Source organism: Streptomyces turgidiscabies Car8, assembly GCF_000331005.1.
GTDB classification, from domain to species: Bacteria; Actinomycetota; Actinomycetes; order Streptomycetales; family Streptomycetaceae; genus Streptomyces; species Streptomyces turgidiscabies.
In genome coordinates this window covers 1-14,531 of the sequence record NZ_AEJB01000012.1, presented here as the reverse complement: position 1 = coordinate 14,531, position 14,531 = coordinate 1, and the positions used below count along the sequence as shown (strand labels likewise).

16 protein-coding genes and 1 pseudogene are annotated in these 14,531 nt (G+C 68.9%); 9 read left to right on the top strand and 8 right to left on the bottom strand.

Annotated elements, in window-relative coordinates; all coding sequences use genetic code 11:
- Window positions 1–236, bottom strand: a pseudogene (locus tag STRTUCAR8_RS00640) (hypothetical protein); the annotation flags it as partial.
- A 211-nt stretch (window positions 237–447) separates the two neighbouring features.
- On the opposite strand from STRTUCAR8_RS00640, the gene hemB reads away from it, so the two are divergent.
- A complete protein-coding gene (hemB, locus tag STRTUCAR8_RS00635) occupies window positions 448–1,437 on the top strand; it encodes a porphobilinogen synthase (protein ID WP_044471399.1) in 990 nt (329 codons plus the stop codon).
- Here hemB and STRTUCAR8_RS51510 read toward each other — a convergent pair.
- Window positions 1,404–1,625, bottom strand: a complete 222-nt coding sequence (locus STRTUCAR8_RS51510) for a hypothetical protein (protein WP_006373411.1) — start codon at window positions 1,623–1,625, stop codon at window positions 1,404–1,406. The two genes, hemB and STRTUCAR8_RS51510, sit on opposite strands and share 34 nt — an antisense overlap.
- Before the next feature lie 330 nt (window positions 1,626–1,955).
- Here STRTUCAR8_RS51510 and STRTUCAR8_RS00625 point away from each other — a divergent pair, with 330 nt between their 5' ends.
- Together STRTUCAR8_RS00625 and STRTUCAR8_RS00620 are read left to right on the top strand one after the other, a co-directional pair.
- Window positions 1,956–2,858 (top strand): SAM-dependent methyltransferase, encoded by a 903-nt coding sequence (locus tag STRTUCAR8_RS00625; protein ID WP_006373409.1) that lies wholly within the window; start codon window positions 1,956–1,958, stop codon window positions 2,856–2,858.
- A gap of 114 nt (window positions 2,859–2,972) precedes the next feature.
- Window positions 2,973–4,232, top strand: a complete 1,260-nt coding sequence (locus STRTUCAR8_RS00620; RefSeq protein WP_006373401.1) for an aminotransferase-like domain-containing protein — start codon at window positions 2,973–2,975, stop codon at window positions 4,230–4,232.
- Between the two features lie 28 nt (window positions 4,233–4,260).
- Here STRTUCAR8_RS00620 and STRTUCAR8_RS00615 read toward each other — a convergent pair whose 3' ends face one another.
- Complete coding sequence (locus STRTUCAR8_RS00615; RefSeq protein WP_006373408.1) at window positions 4,261–5,058, bottom strand: DUF4253 domain-containing protein; 798 nt, start codon at window positions 5,056–5,058, stop codon at window positions 4,261–4,263.
- 391 nt (window positions 5,059–5,449) lie between these two features.
- On the opposite strand from STRTUCAR8_RS00615, the gene STRTUCAR8_RS00610 reads away from it, so the two are divergent.
- Both STRTUCAR8_RS00610 and STRTUCAR8_RS00605 read left to right on the top strand, forming a co-directional pair.
- A complete protein-coding gene (locus tag STRTUCAR8_RS00610; protein WP_006373410.1) occupies window positions 5,450–5,806 on the top strand; it encodes a DUF805 domain-containing protein in 357 nt (118 codons plus the stop codon).
- Window positions 5,807–5,937: 131 nt separating this feature from the next.
- Entirely contained in the window at window positions 5,938–6,249 is a 312-nt protein-coding gene (locus STRTUCAR8_RS00605) for a type II toxin-antitoxin system prevent-host-death family antitoxin (RefSeq protein ID WP_044471398.1), read from the top strand.
- Window positions 6,250–6,290: 41 nt separating this feature from the next.
- Here STRTUCAR8_RS00605 and STRTUCAR8_RS00600 read toward each other — a convergent pair whose 3' ends face one another.
- On the bottom strand, window positions 6,291–6,836 hold the full coding sequence (locus tag STRTUCAR8_RS00600) for a type II toxin-antitoxin system RelE/ParE family toxin (RefSeq protein ID WP_006373406.1): 546 nt from the start codon (window positions 6,834–6,836) through the stop codon (window positions 6,291–6,293).
- Between the two features lie 129 nt (window positions 6,837–6,965).
- Here STRTUCAR8_RS00600 and STRTUCAR8_RS00595 point away from each other — a divergent pair, with 129 nt between their 5' ends.
- Window positions 6,966–7,565: a helix-turn-helix domain-containing protein gene (locus STRTUCAR8_RS00595; protein ID WP_006373416.1), complete on the top strand. Its 600-nt coding sequence runs from the start codon at window positions 6,966–6,968 to the stop codon at window positions 7,563–7,565.
- 9 nt (window positions 7,566–7,574) lie between these two features.
- On the opposite strand, the gene STRTUCAR8_RS55525 is transcribed toward STRTUCAR8_RS00595, so the two are convergent.
- Together STRTUCAR8_RS55525 and STRTUCAR8_RS55520 are read right to left on the bottom strand one after the other, a co-directional pair.
- On the bottom strand, window positions 7,575–7,757 hold the full coding sequence (locus STRTUCAR8_RS55525; protein WP_006373405.1) for a Scr1 family TA system antitoxin-like transcriptional regulator: 183 nt from the start codon (window positions 7,755–7,757) through the stop codon (window positions 7,575–7,577).
- Window positions 7,741–7,923 (bottom strand): hypothetical protein, encoded by a 183-nt coding sequence (locus STRTUCAR8_RS55520; protein WP_006373402.1) that lies wholly within the window; start codon window positions 7,921–7,923, stop codon window positions 7,741–7,743. The genes STRTUCAR8_RS55525 and STRTUCAR8_RS55520 overlap by 17 nt, the downstream gene beginning before the upstream one ends.
- 78 nt (window positions 7,924–8,001) lie before the next feature.
- On the opposite strand from STRTUCAR8_RS55520, the gene STRTUCAR8_RS51125 reads away from it, so the two are divergent.
- Window positions 8,002–8,484 (top strand): ATP-binding protein, encoded by a 483-nt coding sequence (locus tag STRTUCAR8_RS51125; protein ID WP_100247464.1) that lies wholly within the window; start codon window positions 8,002–8,004, stop codon window positions 8,482–8,484.
- On the opposite strand, the gene STRTUCAR8_RS48635 is transcribed toward STRTUCAR8_RS51125, so the two are convergent.
- Complete coding sequence (locus STRTUCAR8_RS48635) at window positions 8,456–9,067, bottom strand: hypothetical protein (RefSeq protein ID WP_006373415.1); 612 nt, start codon at window positions 9,065–9,067, stop codon at window positions 8,456–8,458. The two genes, STRTUCAR8_RS51125 and STRTUCAR8_RS48635, sit on opposite strands and share 29 nt — an antisense overlap.
- Window positions 9,068–9,202: 135 nt before the next feature.
- Between STRTUCAR8_RS48635 and STRTUCAR8_RS00575 the strand changes: the two genes are divergently transcribed.
- A complete protein-coding gene (locus STRTUCAR8_RS00575; RefSeq protein ID WP_006373414.1) occupies window positions 9,203–11,137 on the top strand; it encodes a P-loop ATPase, Sll1717 family in 1,935 nt (644 codons plus the stop codon).
- A 54-nt stretch (window positions 11,138–11,191) separates the two neighbouring features.
- The gene (locus STRTUCAR8_RS00570) at window positions 11,192–12,607 is read left to right on the top strand and encodes a serine/threonine-protein kinase (RefSeq protein WP_319355161.1); all 1,416 of its coding nucleotides are present in this window, start codon (window positions 11,192–11,194) and stop codon (window positions 12,605–12,607) included.
- A gap of 44 nt (window positions 12,608–12,651) precedes the next feature.
- Here STRTUCAR8_RS00570 and argS read toward each other — a convergent pair whose 3' ends face one another.
- Window positions 12,652–14,433, bottom strand: a complete 1,782-nt coding sequence (gene argS, locus STRTUCAR8_RS00565) for an arginine--tRNA ligase (RefSeq protein WP_006373403.1) — start codon at window positions 14,431–14,433, stop codon at window positions 12,652–12,654.
- Window positions 14,434–14,531: the final 98 nt, after the last annotated feature.

Here is a 14,531-nt window from a genome sequence, read left to right as displayed (position 1 = left end):
ACGACGACCGCCGTACCGTTCCCGGTGACGGCCGCTCCACCGTTGCCCGTGCTGACCGACCAGCCGTCCGGGGCGGCGACCGGGACACCGGTGCCGACCGTGACCGTGGCGCCGTTCCCGGTGACCGTCACCGAGGTGTCGCTGCCCGAGCCGGTGGAGACGGAGACGCATGTCGTCGCCTCGGCCGTCCCGACGGGCATGCCGACGAGCAGCCAGGTCAGGCCCAGCAGCGCCAATACCCGTATGGCGGGGGCGAATCGGGTCCTACCCGTCCCATCCCTCCCCCAGAGGGGGGACCCCCACTGGGGGCTGCGCCCCCAGACCCCCCTTCGCGCCGAAAGCGCTCGTCCTCAAACGCCGGACGGGCTGGAGGTGCGGGCCGGTGCTGAAAGTGCCCCCGACGTCTCGTCGGTAAAGGGGGCTGTGGGGCGGGCGTAGCGTGTGGGTATGTCGAAGTACGGATCCTTTCCCGGTACGCGTCCTCGGCGGCTGCGTACCTCGCCCGTCATGCGGCGCATGGTCGCCGAGACCCGACTGCACCCGGCCGACTTCATCCTGCCCGCCTTCGTGCGGGAAGGGGTGAGTGAGCCTGTTCCGATCTCCTCCATGCCGGGGGTCGTGCAGCACACGCGGGACAGTCTGAAGAAGGCCGCCGCGGACGCCGTCGCCGCCGGAGTCTCCGGGATCATGCTGTTCGGCGTGCCGGAGGAGGGCAAGAAGGACGCCCTCGGGACTCCTGGCACCGACCCGGACGGGATCCTCCAGGTCGCCATCCGTGATGTGCGGGCCGAGGTGGGGGACGACCTGCTCGTCATGTCCGACCTCTGCCTCGACGAGACCACCGACCACGGGCACTGCGGAGTACTGGACGACGAGGGGCGCGTCGACAACGACGCCACCCTGGAGCGGTACGCCGAGATGGCCCAGGTGCAGGCCGACGCGGGGGCTCATGTGGTCGGCCCCAGCGGGATGATGGACGGCCAGATCGGGGTCGTGCGCGATGCCCTCGACCAGATCGGGCGCGAGGACGTCGCCATCCTCGCCTACACCGTCAAGTACTCGTCCGCCTTCTACGGGCCCTTCCGGGAAGCCGTCGGTTCCTCGCTGAAGGGGGACCGCAAGACGTACCAGCAGGACCCCGCCAACGTCAGGGAGTCGCTGCGGGAGCTGGCGCTCGACCTGGAGGAGGGCGCCGACATGGTGATGGTGAAGCCCGCCGGGCCCTACCTCGACATCCTCGCCCGGGTCGCCGACGCCGTGGACGTGCCTGTCGCCGCCTATCAGATCTCCGGCGAGTACTCGATGGTCGAGGCCGCGGCGGAGAAGGGCTGGGTCGACCGGGAGCGGGCCATCCTGGAGACCCTGACCGGGATCAAGCGCGCCGGCGCGCAGAACATCCTCACCTACTGGGCCACCGAGGCCGCCCGCATGCTGTGAGCCTGCCCCGGCGCGGACCCGGGTTCGGGCAGCGCGGGTCCGGGTTCACGTTCTGATCGGGCGGACGTCGATGACGGGCCCTCGTCGCGTACGCCCTCTCCGTCCTCGCACGCCGTGAGGGTGGTGAGGGCGACGAGCGCGACCGCCGTGGCGGCGAACAGACGCGTACGGGACCTGCGTACGGACATGGGTGTGCCCTTTCCGGTTTCCGGTGTGAGGGGGAGGGAACGGGAAGCGGAGCCGTTCGACCTGCTACAGCTTGTGCCGTGATCCGTCCCAACGCCATGCTTCCCGGCGAATCCGGGACGCCGATCGGCCCATCGGTGCGCTGACCTGCTGGGATGTCGTCCGGTTCGGGGACGGTCCGGGACGGTGGGAGCCGGTTGAGGGACGGCGGGAGTGGGGTTCCGGGACGGGTCGGCGGTCTGTTTTCGATTTTCGAACCTCAACTGCGGTCGGCGGATAGGTTGTTGTCCGTTGAAGAGGTTTGGACCCCAGGCTCCCCAGGGAGAGGCCACATGAGCGGCGATGCTCTCAGTCAGGACCCCGCCGAGCTGAGAAGGAGGATCGACAGCACCAAGGCCCATCCGGCCCGGGTCTACGACGTCTTCCTCGGCGGCAAGGACAACTACCCGGCCGACCGCGACGCGGCGGCCGCGGCGCTCGCCGCCAATCCGCGCGGGTACCTGGACGTCCGGCACAACCGCGACTTCATGCGGCGTGCGGTGACGACGATGGCGGGGGAGGAGGGCATCCGGCAGTTCCTCGACATCGGCACCGGACTGCCCACGCGGGACAACGTCCACCAGATCGCCCAGCGCATCGCCCCGGACACCAGGGTCGTGTACGTCGACAACGACCCGATCGTCCTCGCCCATGCGCGCGCCCTGCTGACCAGCGGGCCCGAGGGCCGTACCGACTACGTCGACGCGGACCTCGCCGACCCGGCCCAGATACTCGACCACGCCCGCAAGACCCTCGACTTCGACCGGCCGATCGCGCTCGTCCTCGCGGCGGTCCTGCACTTCGTGGCGGAGCCGGAGGCGTACGACATCGTGCGCGAGCTGGTCGAGGCGCTGCCCTCCGGCAGCCGGCTCGTCCTCAGTCACCTCACCGAGGATCTGAACCCCGAGAACATCCGCGCGGTGCAACGGACCTACACCGAGCGCGGGTTCACCTTCGTGCTCCGCTCCAGGGCCGAGGTGGCACGCTTCTTCGAGGAGAACGGGCTCGCCCTCGACGAGCCGGGCGTCGTGCCCGCCCACCACTGGCGTCCCGACGGCGCCGCCCCGCTCCCGGAGCAGGTCGAGGCCTCGTACCTCGACTCGCTCGACGACATCGAGAAGGTCCGCTACCGCGACATCAACGACGTCACGGACGCGGACATCAACGTGTACGGGGCGAGTGGCCGCAAGGTCTGAGTCCGGCGGCGGCGTCCGGATCGTGAAAAGCGGTTGTAGGCACCACCCGTTTCCCTAGGGTGTGGGCAGGAGACGTGTCCCGTCTGTCCGTCCACCTGCCTGTAGGAGCCGCGCATGACCGCCTCAGTGACAGCCGCCTCTTCCTCTTCCTCTTCCTCTGCCTCTGCTTCTGCCTCTGCTTCTGCCTCTGCTTCCGTGCCCGCGCTCGCCGCGCGGGCACGGGCGGTCGGAGGATCGGCCGTACGGGACATCCTGGCCGTCATCGCGCGGCCCGACGTGATCAACTTCGCGGGCGGGCTGCCCGCACCCGAGCTGTTCGACGCGGAGGGCGTGGCCGCCGCGTTCCGGGACGTGTTCGCGGACACGCCCGCGCGGGCCCTCCAGTACGCCACCACCGAGGGCGAGCCCGCTCTGCGCGAGGCGCTCGCCCTGCGGCACACCCGGCGCGGCCTGCCCACCGACGCCGACGACCTCCTCGTCACCACCGGCTCCCAGCAGGCGCTGTCGCTGCTCGCCACCGCGCTGATAGACCCCGGGGACGTCGTCCTCGTCGAAACGCCCTGCTATCTCGCGGCACTTCAGGTCTTCGGGCTGGCCGGCGCGCGCGTGCTCGCCGTCCCCGGGGACGAGGACGGGATCGTTCCGGAGGCGCTGGAGGAGCTGGTCGTCCGGCACCGGCCCAAGCTGCTCTACACCGTCCCCACCTTCCGCAACCCGACCGGCCAGACCATGCCGGGCGAACGCCGGGCCGCCGTGGCGGAGGTCGCCGCGCGGCTCGGGCTGTGGATGGTCGAGGACGATCCGTACGGCGAGCTGCGCTTCGAGGGCGAGCGCGTGCCGTGGATCGCCTCCTTCCCGGGCGCGGAGGATCGTACGGTCCTGCTCGGCTCCTTCTCCAAGGTCATGGCGCCGGGGCTGCGGCTCGGCTGGCTGCGGGCGCCGGCGGAGCTGCTGCGCGCGTGCACCGTCGCCAAGCAGGCCGCCGACCTGCACACTCCCACTGTCAACCAGCTCGCCGCCGCCCGTTATCTGGCCGACCGCGATCTCGACGCCCATGTGCTGCGTGTGGCCCGCGTCTACGGGGAGCGGCGCGACGCCATGCTCAACGGGATAGGGGACGCCCTCCCGGAGGGCTCGACCTGGACCCGTCCGGAGGGCGGCATGTTCCTCTGGGCCCGGCTTCCGGAGTCGTACGACACCACCGCCCTGCTCCGGGGTGTGGTGGAGCGGGGTGTCGCGTACGTCCCGGGGGCGTCCTTCTACGCGGGCCAGGTGGGAAGGGGCGAGCGGGCGACGATGCGGCTGTGCTTCGTCACCCAGACGCCGGAGGAGATCCGGGAGGGGCTGCGGCGGCTGGGGGCGGGGTTGCGATAAGGCTCCGACAACGCTCCGACAACGCGCTTCAGTCCCACCAGAAGGACCAGGTCGGCTTGGCCAGCAGTTCGTGTTCGGCGTATGCGCGCAGAGTGGTGTGGGCTCCCTGCGTGATGTTGTCCGGGCAGAACGCGAAGTGCTCGGCGGCTGTCGCCTCGGCCTCGGCGAGGGTGGTCGGCGGGGCGGCCACGGACAGCACCAGCTGGTTGAAGGTGAGCGCCAGGACCCGTATGCCGAAGCGGTCCTCCCAGGAGCGGAGCACCGCGCAGAGGCGGGCGGTGTCGCTCTCGTAGTTCGCGGGGCCGGACCAGCCGATGGCGGCCGGGATGTCGGCGGAGCGGCGGGCGGGGACGAGGGCGAGGCGCGGTTCCTTGAGGGAAGATCCGACGACGAGGGTCGAGTCGGCGAACCAGGCGACCAGGGCGTCGGCGTCGGCCTGCGAGGATTCGGCATCTGTACCGGGGGCCAGCCCGGGCCAGTCCTCACCCTCCGCCGCGTACTCCTCCCAGAACCCGGTGAGGACCTCCTCGGGGTCGTGGTCTCCGGGGTAGGAGATGTCGGCGGGCATCAACTCCCACTCCTCCGGGCCGCCTTGGCCACCGCCCACCTCTATGACCACCGGGAGGAGACCGGCGGCCCGCCACGCGTCGTGGTGCGCGGCCCAGTCGCCGGGGGCGTAGGGCGCGTCGGCGTGCCAGAGGAGCGGCTCGTGCCACGGGCCGTCGTGCGTCGCGTCGATCAGCCTCCCGGCGGGGAGAGCGAGGCCGAGCGCGCTGCCGGTCGGGTCGGTCGCGAGGTGGGGCAGCGGGTTGGGAAGTGTCGCCATGTCCGTGACCTTAGGGCTTGCCACTGACAACAGGCCCGGGAGTCCTGTGGGGGAGGGCGAGCGGGCAACGGTTCGAGATCGGTCCGGTGTCGGTGCGGCCTCGAACTTGCGTCGGACTGGCGTAGAACTGGCAATGGAACGGACATGGTTGGGCAGCCGGACGGTCTCGGTGCCGTGAACTCCCGGTGTCCGGGGCGCGGTTCTCGACGATCTTGCGTGGATCTGTCCAGAAATCGATGCCCTCGGGGCGTCGAATATCCCGTGTACTGGGCAGATTGATGCCCCTGACCTGCAACGTCAAACCCTATTGACGAGTTCCCGCCAGTTTCCGTAACTTCTGCCACTGGCCTGATCCGCTCGGCGGGCTCACATCGTTCCCTGGGGGGATCCCATGAACTACTTCCTCGACGTGCTCAAGAAGTACGCCGTGTTCAGCGGGCGTTCGCGCCGCAAGGAATACTGGATGTTCGCGCTGTTCTCGATCATCATCAGCATCGTGCTGGCGATCATCGACAACGCCATGGGCAGCCAGATCCTCGGCATCGTGTACACCCTGGCCGTCTTCCTGCCCGGCCTCGGTGTCACCGTGCGCCGACTGCACGACACGAACCGCTCGGGCTGGTGGGTCCTGATCGCGCTCGTCCCGCTCGTCGGTGCCATCACGCTGATCGTCTTCACCTGCCTCGACGGCGACCAGGGCGAGAACAAGTACGGCCCCAACCCGAAGTTCGGCCCCGCGCACGTCTGACGTTCGCAGCGAGGGCATAGTCCCCGTGCCCACGCGCTTCGGCCGCCCGGATTCCTCCGGGCGGCCTTCGTGTGTTGTGAGCCCTTCCGGAAATCTGTACAGGTTCTCTCGGTGAACTGTATAGTTTTTCCATGTCTATCCTCTGCGAGAACCCGACCGTGCTTTCCGTCACCGAAGCCACGGGCAAAGGGGTCGCCGGGCTGGTCAAGGCGGCCGAGGCCGGTGAGGACATCATGGTCGAGCGGCACCACAAGCCGGTGGCCGCGGTGATCGGTGTGGAGCGACTGCGCAAGCTGGAGGAGCTTGAGGAGGACCTGCTGGACGCGCTGCTCGTGTTGACCCGGGCCGAGACGGACAGCGGTAGCCGTAGCTCGCTCGATGATGTGCTGCGCCGCTTCGGGGTGGACCGGGAGAGCCTCGACGCGGAGCTCCCGGCCCCCTGAACCCGCTGCTCGGTAGCCTGGAAGGGGGTGCCGCCGCGCGGTCAGTCGCGCGGTTGGCTCATCCAGTCCTCCCAGGCGGCGATCGCCTCTTCCAGGCTCATGGTCAGGACCCGCTCCTGAGGAAGGCCCGCCTTGTCGGTCAGTCGGCCGCTGAGCCAGTCCGGTACGGGGTCCGCAGGCGGGGGTGTGGCGGCACCCGTGTCGAGGCCGAACCTGTCGAGCAGGTCTCGTAGGTCCCGAGCGGCCTGCGTGTCGGACAGATGCGAGAGCCTGGCCCGAAGTTCGTCGTAGACGGCCGAGTTCTCGCGAGGGCCGACGGCCCACACCTCGGAGACCTCCACGCTCGTCGTGCCGTCCGCTTCCTCGACCACGCGCCACACGATGCGCCAATGCCGGTCGCCGACCACGAGTTTTCGCCAGCCGACGAGGTCGCCGACCAGTGGCCTGCCCGCATACGGGTCGCGCTCCAGCAGCAGAACCTTCCGAAGCACGGCACGCGCGATCTGCGGATCCCTGCGGTGCAGATCCGCCAGGTCGCTCACGGCTGCGTCGGTGAACCGTACAGGGTGGCGTGGAGTGTCCGGCATGACGCAGACGGTACCGAAGAGGCCTTGCTGCTCGCAAATGCCTTGACTGATAAGTACGGTGGCCCGCATGGCGAATGCCAGTTGGCCGTTCGTAGTTGCTGATTCTCACTTGTTGAGGACGGAGATGCCTTGACGGATATCACGACAAGCATCGCGGCGGAGGAACTCGGCGTATCAGCCAACACCTTCAAGAAGTTGGTCGCGGCCGGGCTGCTGCCCGACGTCCGCAGGCGCGGCAACCGGACCGTGGTGCCGGCGGCCGACGTGCGTGCGCTCGCCCGGCGCGACGCGGTCGACCTCGAAGCGCTGGGCGGTGCGGAACTGCCGGTGCTCCGGGTGGGGCCCGCCGAGCCGGTGCCGCAGGACCCGGAGCGGGCGTGGATCGGGTACGCGGCCAGGCTCGCGCCGGAGGACATGTACGAGGCCCTGCGCGGCTGGTGGCGCTGCGACCCGGAACGGGTCTTGAGCGCGGGCGTGCTGGCCGTGACCGTCGGGCCGTACGTCGTCGCGGTGCTCACCGGGTTCAGGGGCGCGGAGTCGGACGGCACGGGCCGCCACCGCTTCTCGGCGCGGCTGGCCGGGTTCACCAGTGACCTGGTCACGCCCGTGCAGGTCGTACGCGCGGACGTACCCGGCGCGGACGAGGCTCGGCGCCTGTTGGGTCGACGCCTCGACTCGGAATCCGGGGGGCCGGTCGCGTATGTGCGTCACCCCTCCGGAGAGGGGTGAGCGAGGCGATCAGTGGGCCGCGTACGCCGTGAACGCCGCCCAGGTCTGGTGGGTGGCGGTATGTTCCTCCCCGTCGTACGCCGGTACGCGCTCGCTCATCACCGCGTAGGCGTACGCCGCGGTCTGGAGGAGGACCGGCAGGACCGCGTTGTCGTACCAGGACGGGCTGATGGCCTCACGTTCGTGCTCCATGTACTCCTCCGCGAACAGGGGGGAACTGGTCGATCTCCGGGAGTTCCGTGACACCGGCCACCAACATCCCCTTCAGGCCGAGGAGCTGGTCGATCTGCTCGGCCAGGTCGTTCATCAGCGGGCGGCGGCCCTGCTCGATCGACGCGATCGTCTCCTCGGCGATCAAAAAGTTTCTCGGCCAGGGAGCGTTGCGTGTAACCCGCCGCCTTACGGGCCGCCTGCAGCTGCTTGCCCATCTCGTCCCGTGAACGAGACGGTCCAACCCCGCCCGCTGAGCGAGAGGTTCTTCCGGCGTGAGCGGCGTTCTGTGCCCGCTGCCAGGAAGTTGGCTTACGAGTTCCTCGCGGACTGGGGGCTCGCGGACACCGAGCGTGGCCACGACGTGTTGCTCTGCGTGAGTGAGCTGGCGACCAACGCGCTGGTGCACGGCGTACCGCCCGGACGGCAGTTCCTGTTGTTCCTGCGGTACGACGGGAGGACGCTGCGGGTCGCCGTGCACGACAGCGGGCCGGGGGAGCCGTTCATCGCCGAGCGTGCGGAGCATGTCGACGAGTCCGCCGACGAGGGCGGGCGTGGGCTGCTGCTGGTCGCCGCGCTCAGTGACAAGTGGGGGGTCGGGGAACGGGAGCTCGGCAAGGTGGTGTGGTGCGAGTGGGATGTGCCGATCGATGTGGTGGACCAGGTGGCCGCGGAGGCGTTCAGCCGGTTGCCGTCACGATCACGATGACCGTGGCCACGGCGGTGTCGAGGACCAGGCAGAACTCGGCGAGTGAGCGCGTCACCACCTTGTCGATCCGGTAGTGGTACGCATCCCACACGGCGTGCGCCAGCAGACCGCCCGCCACGAAGTACGCGCCCACGGTCTCCGTCACGCCCAGGGCCGTCGCCGCGGCGGCGCCGAACACGGCCATGGCGACCAGATGGTAGAGCCAGCCGCCGTGCGGGGGTGGGGTGTTGGGGTGTCGGCCGCGCAGAAGGCCGTACGCCAGGAAGACGACGGCCAGGGCGAGGATCACCCACGTCGGGTCCACATCGCCTCCGCCCAGTAACTCGGTGGCGAAGATGACGACGACCGAGCCGAAGAACAGCGGCCAGACGGAGGACGGTTTCCGGAGCGCCGCGGCGCCGAAGTAGACGAGCGCCGAGGCCGCCAGGGCCGGGGCCGCGTCGATGCCCTCGGACATGTCGAGGCCTATGAGTGCGGCTGCCGCAATTCCGGCCAGTACGGGCCAGTGGTGTGCGATGCCCGGGCGAGGGGCGGGCCCTGCGGTGACGGTGGTCTCCGGGTGATGCTCTGAAGGGTTCGTCATCGCTTGAACGTACATACCCCTAGAGGGTATGTAAACGGGTGGTTGCCGTAGGGGGAGTGGTCAGCTGTGGACGGGTTGTCGGTTCATACGGATACCGTTGGGGGAGTGATGGCGTGGTGGTACTAGGGGGACGTCATGGCCGATGGGCCGTTGCTCGCCGACCTGCATTTCGGGCGTGAGGATGCAGAACGGGACGTGACCGAGGGGCTGTTGCTCCGGGGCGGGTTTTTACCGAACGCCGCGTATCGGGGCGCGCTCAGCGGGCGCAAGATGCTCATCATCGGGCGCAAGGGGTCCGGGAAGAGCGCTGTTTGCATGCAGTTGATGGCCGACGGGGAGGGCGGTCACCCCGGAGGCAAGGCGCTCGTCACTCCTGACGAGGCCGCCGGGGAGGAGATCCGGCGGTTCGAGTTGCAGGGGCTGCCGGGGGACTCGGCCAAGGCGCTGATCTGGCGGTACGTGTTCGCTGTGCACGCGGCCCGATATCTCGTCGAACATGCCAAGGGTGCACACGACGGCGGCCACAGGACCGACTCGGTCAAGGTGTTGGCCCGGTTCCTCAAGCAGAACGGCGAGGCAGCGGGCGGTGGTGGCGGCCGACTGGTGGATCGGGTGGCGCAAGGCGCGCGCGGTCTGCAGACCACGCTGTCGCTGGAGGCGCTCGGGATGGTCAAGGCGAGCGTGGATCTCGCCCAGTCGCCGTCCGAAGGAGCGCGCGCCACACGGCAGTTGGAGATCGTGGAGCAAGGTGTGGTGCGGGCCTTCGCCGATCTCGGCTGCGACGGCGTCGTCCATCCTCCGCTGCTGCTCATGGTCGACCAGCTGGAGCAGGTGTGGTCCGCCGAGCCGGACAGCAACTCCATGGTGATCGGTCTGCTGCTGGCGGCGAAGCACGCGGCGAGTCTGTACGGGCGGTCCGTGCGGTTCCTGTTGTTCCTGCGCGCCGATATCTACGACTCGCTGTCCTTCGGGGAGGGTGACAAGTTCCACGGAGACGAACTCAGGATCACCTGGACGGAACAGGCGCTGAGGGCCCTCGCCCTGGCACGGGCGCGGGCCTCCGTCGGAGGCGAACTGACCGAGGAACAGCTGTGGACAGAGCTGTTCCCACAGACAGTGGGTGGAGAGGAGATCACTGCCCATCTCTTCCGCCGCTGTCTGCCCCGGCCACGCGATGCCATCCAGTTCCTCAACGCCTGCCAGGAGAAGGCATGGCTGGACCATGAACGGGACCGGATCACCGAGGCGGACGTGGAGCAGGCGGGTCGGCAGTTCTCGGAGTGGAAGCTCAAGGATCTGACCTCGGAGTACCTGGTTGCGCACCCCTTCCTCAAGAACCTCTTCCCGCTCTTCCAGAACACCGGGTACGTCGTCACACGCGCCGCTCTCACCCGCCGCTTCGAGGCGGCTGCCGAGACGCTCCACCACGACTTCCCCGCGTACGCCAACGCGTTGACGCTGCCGGGAGTCATCGACGTGCTGTACGGGGCCGGCTTCCTCGGGGTGCGGCGCGGCAACGATGTGGTGTTCGTCGGCGACGACGGGCTGCCGGTCCAGCCGCACGAGACGGAGTTCCAGGTCCACCCCTGCTTCCGGGTCGCCCTGGGCGCGACCACCGCCTTCGACCTGCGGCGCTACGAGCCCCAGCTCGTCGACGCGCGTATGTCGTCAGGCAACTTCAGCTCCAGCGCGTTCGCGTCCTCTTCCGTCAACCGCGACGACCGGCTGCTCATGCAGGTCCCCCGCTCCTGTCATTCGATCCTGGCACAGGTGGGACGCGCGGTGGCCCTGACGCGGGATGTCCGGGACGAGATCACGACGCAGATCAACCGTGTCCTGGTCGAGGCCAATGGCATACCTCCGGGGTCCGCCGCATACGTCGACGTCGACGAGTATCTCCTCACCACCGCCCACTACTTCACCACCCTTGCCGCCCAACTCCGGTCCAGTGGGCTGGAGGAGAGCACGGGCATCGGTGATGTCGTGCGCCGCGTCGAGGAGGAGGCACGTCGACTGCGGCGCTCCGCGGGTGGGTCGTACGGCAGCTCGGGTGACTCGTCGGGCCCCTGAAGGAGCCATACTCGTTACGCGTAACGGCGTGCTGAGCCGGACCGTCGTACGACGGTGGCAGTCCGCCGGCGGGGGAGGGGACCGGTGCAGGGCGTACTGCTTGACGGACGGTTTCGGATCGGCCACCGGCTCGGTGCCGGCGCAATGGGGCAGGTCTGGTCCGCGCAGGACGAGCGGATGCGGCGGGATGTCGCGGTCAAGGTCGTGCATCCGCAGTACGGCATGGACGAGGCGGAGACTCAGGCGCGGTTCCAGCGCGAGGTGCAGTTGGCGGGGCGGCTGTCCCACCAGAACATCGTGACCATGCACGACTGGGGCGAGGTGACGGTCGACGGGCGCCCGACCCTCTTCCTCGTCATGGAGCTTGTGCACGGCGTGCCCCTCCACCGGCGGCTCAAGGAGTCCACGCCGGCCTGGCCGCTCGCCGTCGGGTGGGCCGCGCAGATGGCGGAGGCGCTGCACGCCGCGCACAGCCAGGGCGTCGTCCACCGGGACATCAAACCGGCCAACGCCCTGCTCACGCCGGAAGGGATGGTGAAGGTCCTCGACTTCGGTGTCGCGAAGTTCATGGGGGAGACCATCGGGGCCCGTGAACTGACCGTCGCGGGAACGCCGGTCGGCTCGCCGTCGTACATGTCCCCGGAACAGGCCGACGGCGACACGAAGATCGACCACCGCAGTGACCTCTACTCTCTGGGATGCCTCCTTTACCACGCGGTGACCGGGCAGCCGCCGTTCACGGGCTCCAGCCAGTTGGCGGTGCTGCGCAAGCAGATGCAGGACGCCCCGGAGCCGCCCGCGTCCCATGTCGTGGGGCTCCCAGTCCTCCTGAACGACCTCATCCTGAAACTGCTCGCCAAGCGCCCGGAGGACCGCCCGGCGGATGCCGCCATCGTCTACGACGCTCTGAGTGCACTGCTCGCCGATCACGCCGCCAGCCGGGCGGCCGAAAGCATCCTGGACGTCTCGCAACTGGGCCTGGGCCACAACCATGCCGTGTCGGGGCGGCTCCTGAATCGCGCGTGGGAGTTGTTCCAGCAGGCGGATCGGACCGCTGCGAGCGCGAAGGCGCAGGCGGATGGAATTGTCCTGCGGGCCCGCTGGGAGGCCGCCCGGCTGGAGTCCAAGGGGGCGTTCGAGGCCAACTCCCTGGTGGAGAAGGCTCGCAAGGCCGAGGCACGACGCATGGTGGAGCAGCGCAAGAGAGAACTGGAGATCCTCGATCGCCGCCGCACGGACATCAATGCCGAGATCGAGAGGATCACGGCCGGGGAGCCTCGGCCGACTGAGGAGGACTACTACCAGGTCTTCAAGAACTCGATAGACGGCAACTATCCCACCTCGGGCCAGTTCAGGGGCGATGTGGAAGCGACCTTCGGTACGAAGCTCCCGCTGCGCGAAGCCGACCGCATGGTCAACCGCTTCGCCAACCGCCACACGGCGGAACTTCAGGAGGATCACATCGCGTAGGACCGGCCGCGGCATCGCCGGGCCGGTCCCTGAACGCGCACTGGTCAGAGGCGTTCGGGTGTCCTGATGCCCAGGAGTGCCATTCCCTGGTGCAGGGTCTTCGCCGTGACGTCGCACAGGAACAGGCGGTTCTCCGCGACGTCCTTCGGCGGGGCCGGCTTGATCACCGGGCACTTGTCGTAGAACGTCGTGTACAGCGACGCCAGCTGGTACAGGTACGCCGCCATCCTGTGCGGGGCGTACTCCGCCGCCGAGTCCGCCACCGTCTCCGCGAACGCGTCCACGTGCAGGGCCAACGCCCGCTCCGCGTCGGCCAGTTCGAGCTCCGGATGCGGCTGCGGGCGTACCTCGCCCGCCTTGCGCAGGATCGACTGGATACGGGCGTACGCGTACTGGAGGTACACGCTCGTGTCGCCGTTCAGCGACACCATCTGGTCCAGGTCGAACTTGTAGTCCCGGTTCGCCGACGTCGACAGGTCCGCGTACTTCACGGCGCCGATGCCCACCTGGGTGCCCCGCTCGGCGACTTCGTCGTCGGAGAGCTGACCCTGCGTGTCCTTCTCGCGTACGACGGCCGTCGCGCGGTCGACCGCCTCGTCCAGCAGGTCCACCAGGCGTACGGTCTCGCCCTCACGCGTCTTGAACGGCTTGCCGTCCTTGCCGAGGACCGTGCCGAAGGCCAGCTGGTACGCCTTGACGTCCTCGTCGTTGAGCCAGCCCGCCCTGCGTGCCGTCTCGAAGACCATCTTGAAGTGGAGGGACTGGCGGGCGTCGACCACGTAGATCAGGCTGTTCGCCTTGAGGTTGAAGACACGGTCGCGGATCGCCGAGAGGTCGGTCGCCGCGTAGCCGTAGCCCCCGTCGGACTTACGGACGATCAGCGGGACCGGGTTGCCGTCCGGGCCCTTGATGTCGTCGAAGAACACACAGAGGGCGCCCTCCGAACGGACCGCCACCCCGGACTCCTCCAGGAGGCGGCACGTCTCGTCCAGCATGTCGTTGTAGCCCGACTCGCCGACGATGTCCGCGTCCCGGATCTCCATGTCCAGCTTCTCGAAGACCGAGAAGAAGTAGATCTTCGACTCGTCCACGAACTTCTGCCAGGTGGCGAGAGTGGCGGGGTCGCCGGCCTGGAGGTCCACGACGCGCAGCCGCGCCCGCGTCTTGAACTCCTCGTCGGAGTCGAAGAGTTTGCGCGCCGACTTGTAGAGACGGTCGAGGTTCGACATCGCCTCCTCGCCGGTGGCCGTGCTGTCCTCGGCGGACTTGTGGTCCAGCTCGTGCGGGTGCTCGTCCAGATACTGGATGAGCATGCCGAACTGGGTGCCCCAGTCGCCGATGTGGTGCCTGCGCACCACGTTCTCGCCGGTGAACTCCAGGAGTTGGACCACCGCGTCGCCGATCACCGCGGAGCGGAGGTGGCCTACGTGCATCTCCTTCGCCACGTTCGGCTGGGCGTAGTCGATGACCGTCGTGCCCGGGTGGGCGGAGAGCGGTACGCCGAGACGGGCGTCGGGGTCGGCGGACCTGGCCGCGAGGTTCTCGACGATCGCCTTGTCGGTGAGCGTGATGTTCAGGAAGCCGGGGCCGGAGACCTCGATGTCCTTGATCAGGTCGCCGGACACCACGTTGGTGACGACCTGGGCCGCCAGGTCGCGGGGGTTGGCCTTGGCCTTCTTGGCGAGGGCGAGGATGCCGTTCGCCTGGTAGTCCGCACGGTCGCTGCGTCGCAGCAGCGGGTCCGCGTGTGCCTCCGGCAGGGTGGCCGAGAGGGCGTCCGCGAGGCGCTGGTGGACGGTGGCGGTGAGGGACTTGACCGGGGCCATAGGAGTGGGTGCCGTTCTCCTGGTGGGTACGTGTGGATGGGGTCAGTATCCCATGGGGGGTAAAGGGGTTTTTCTGGGTGCGCGGGTGGGTGGGGGGG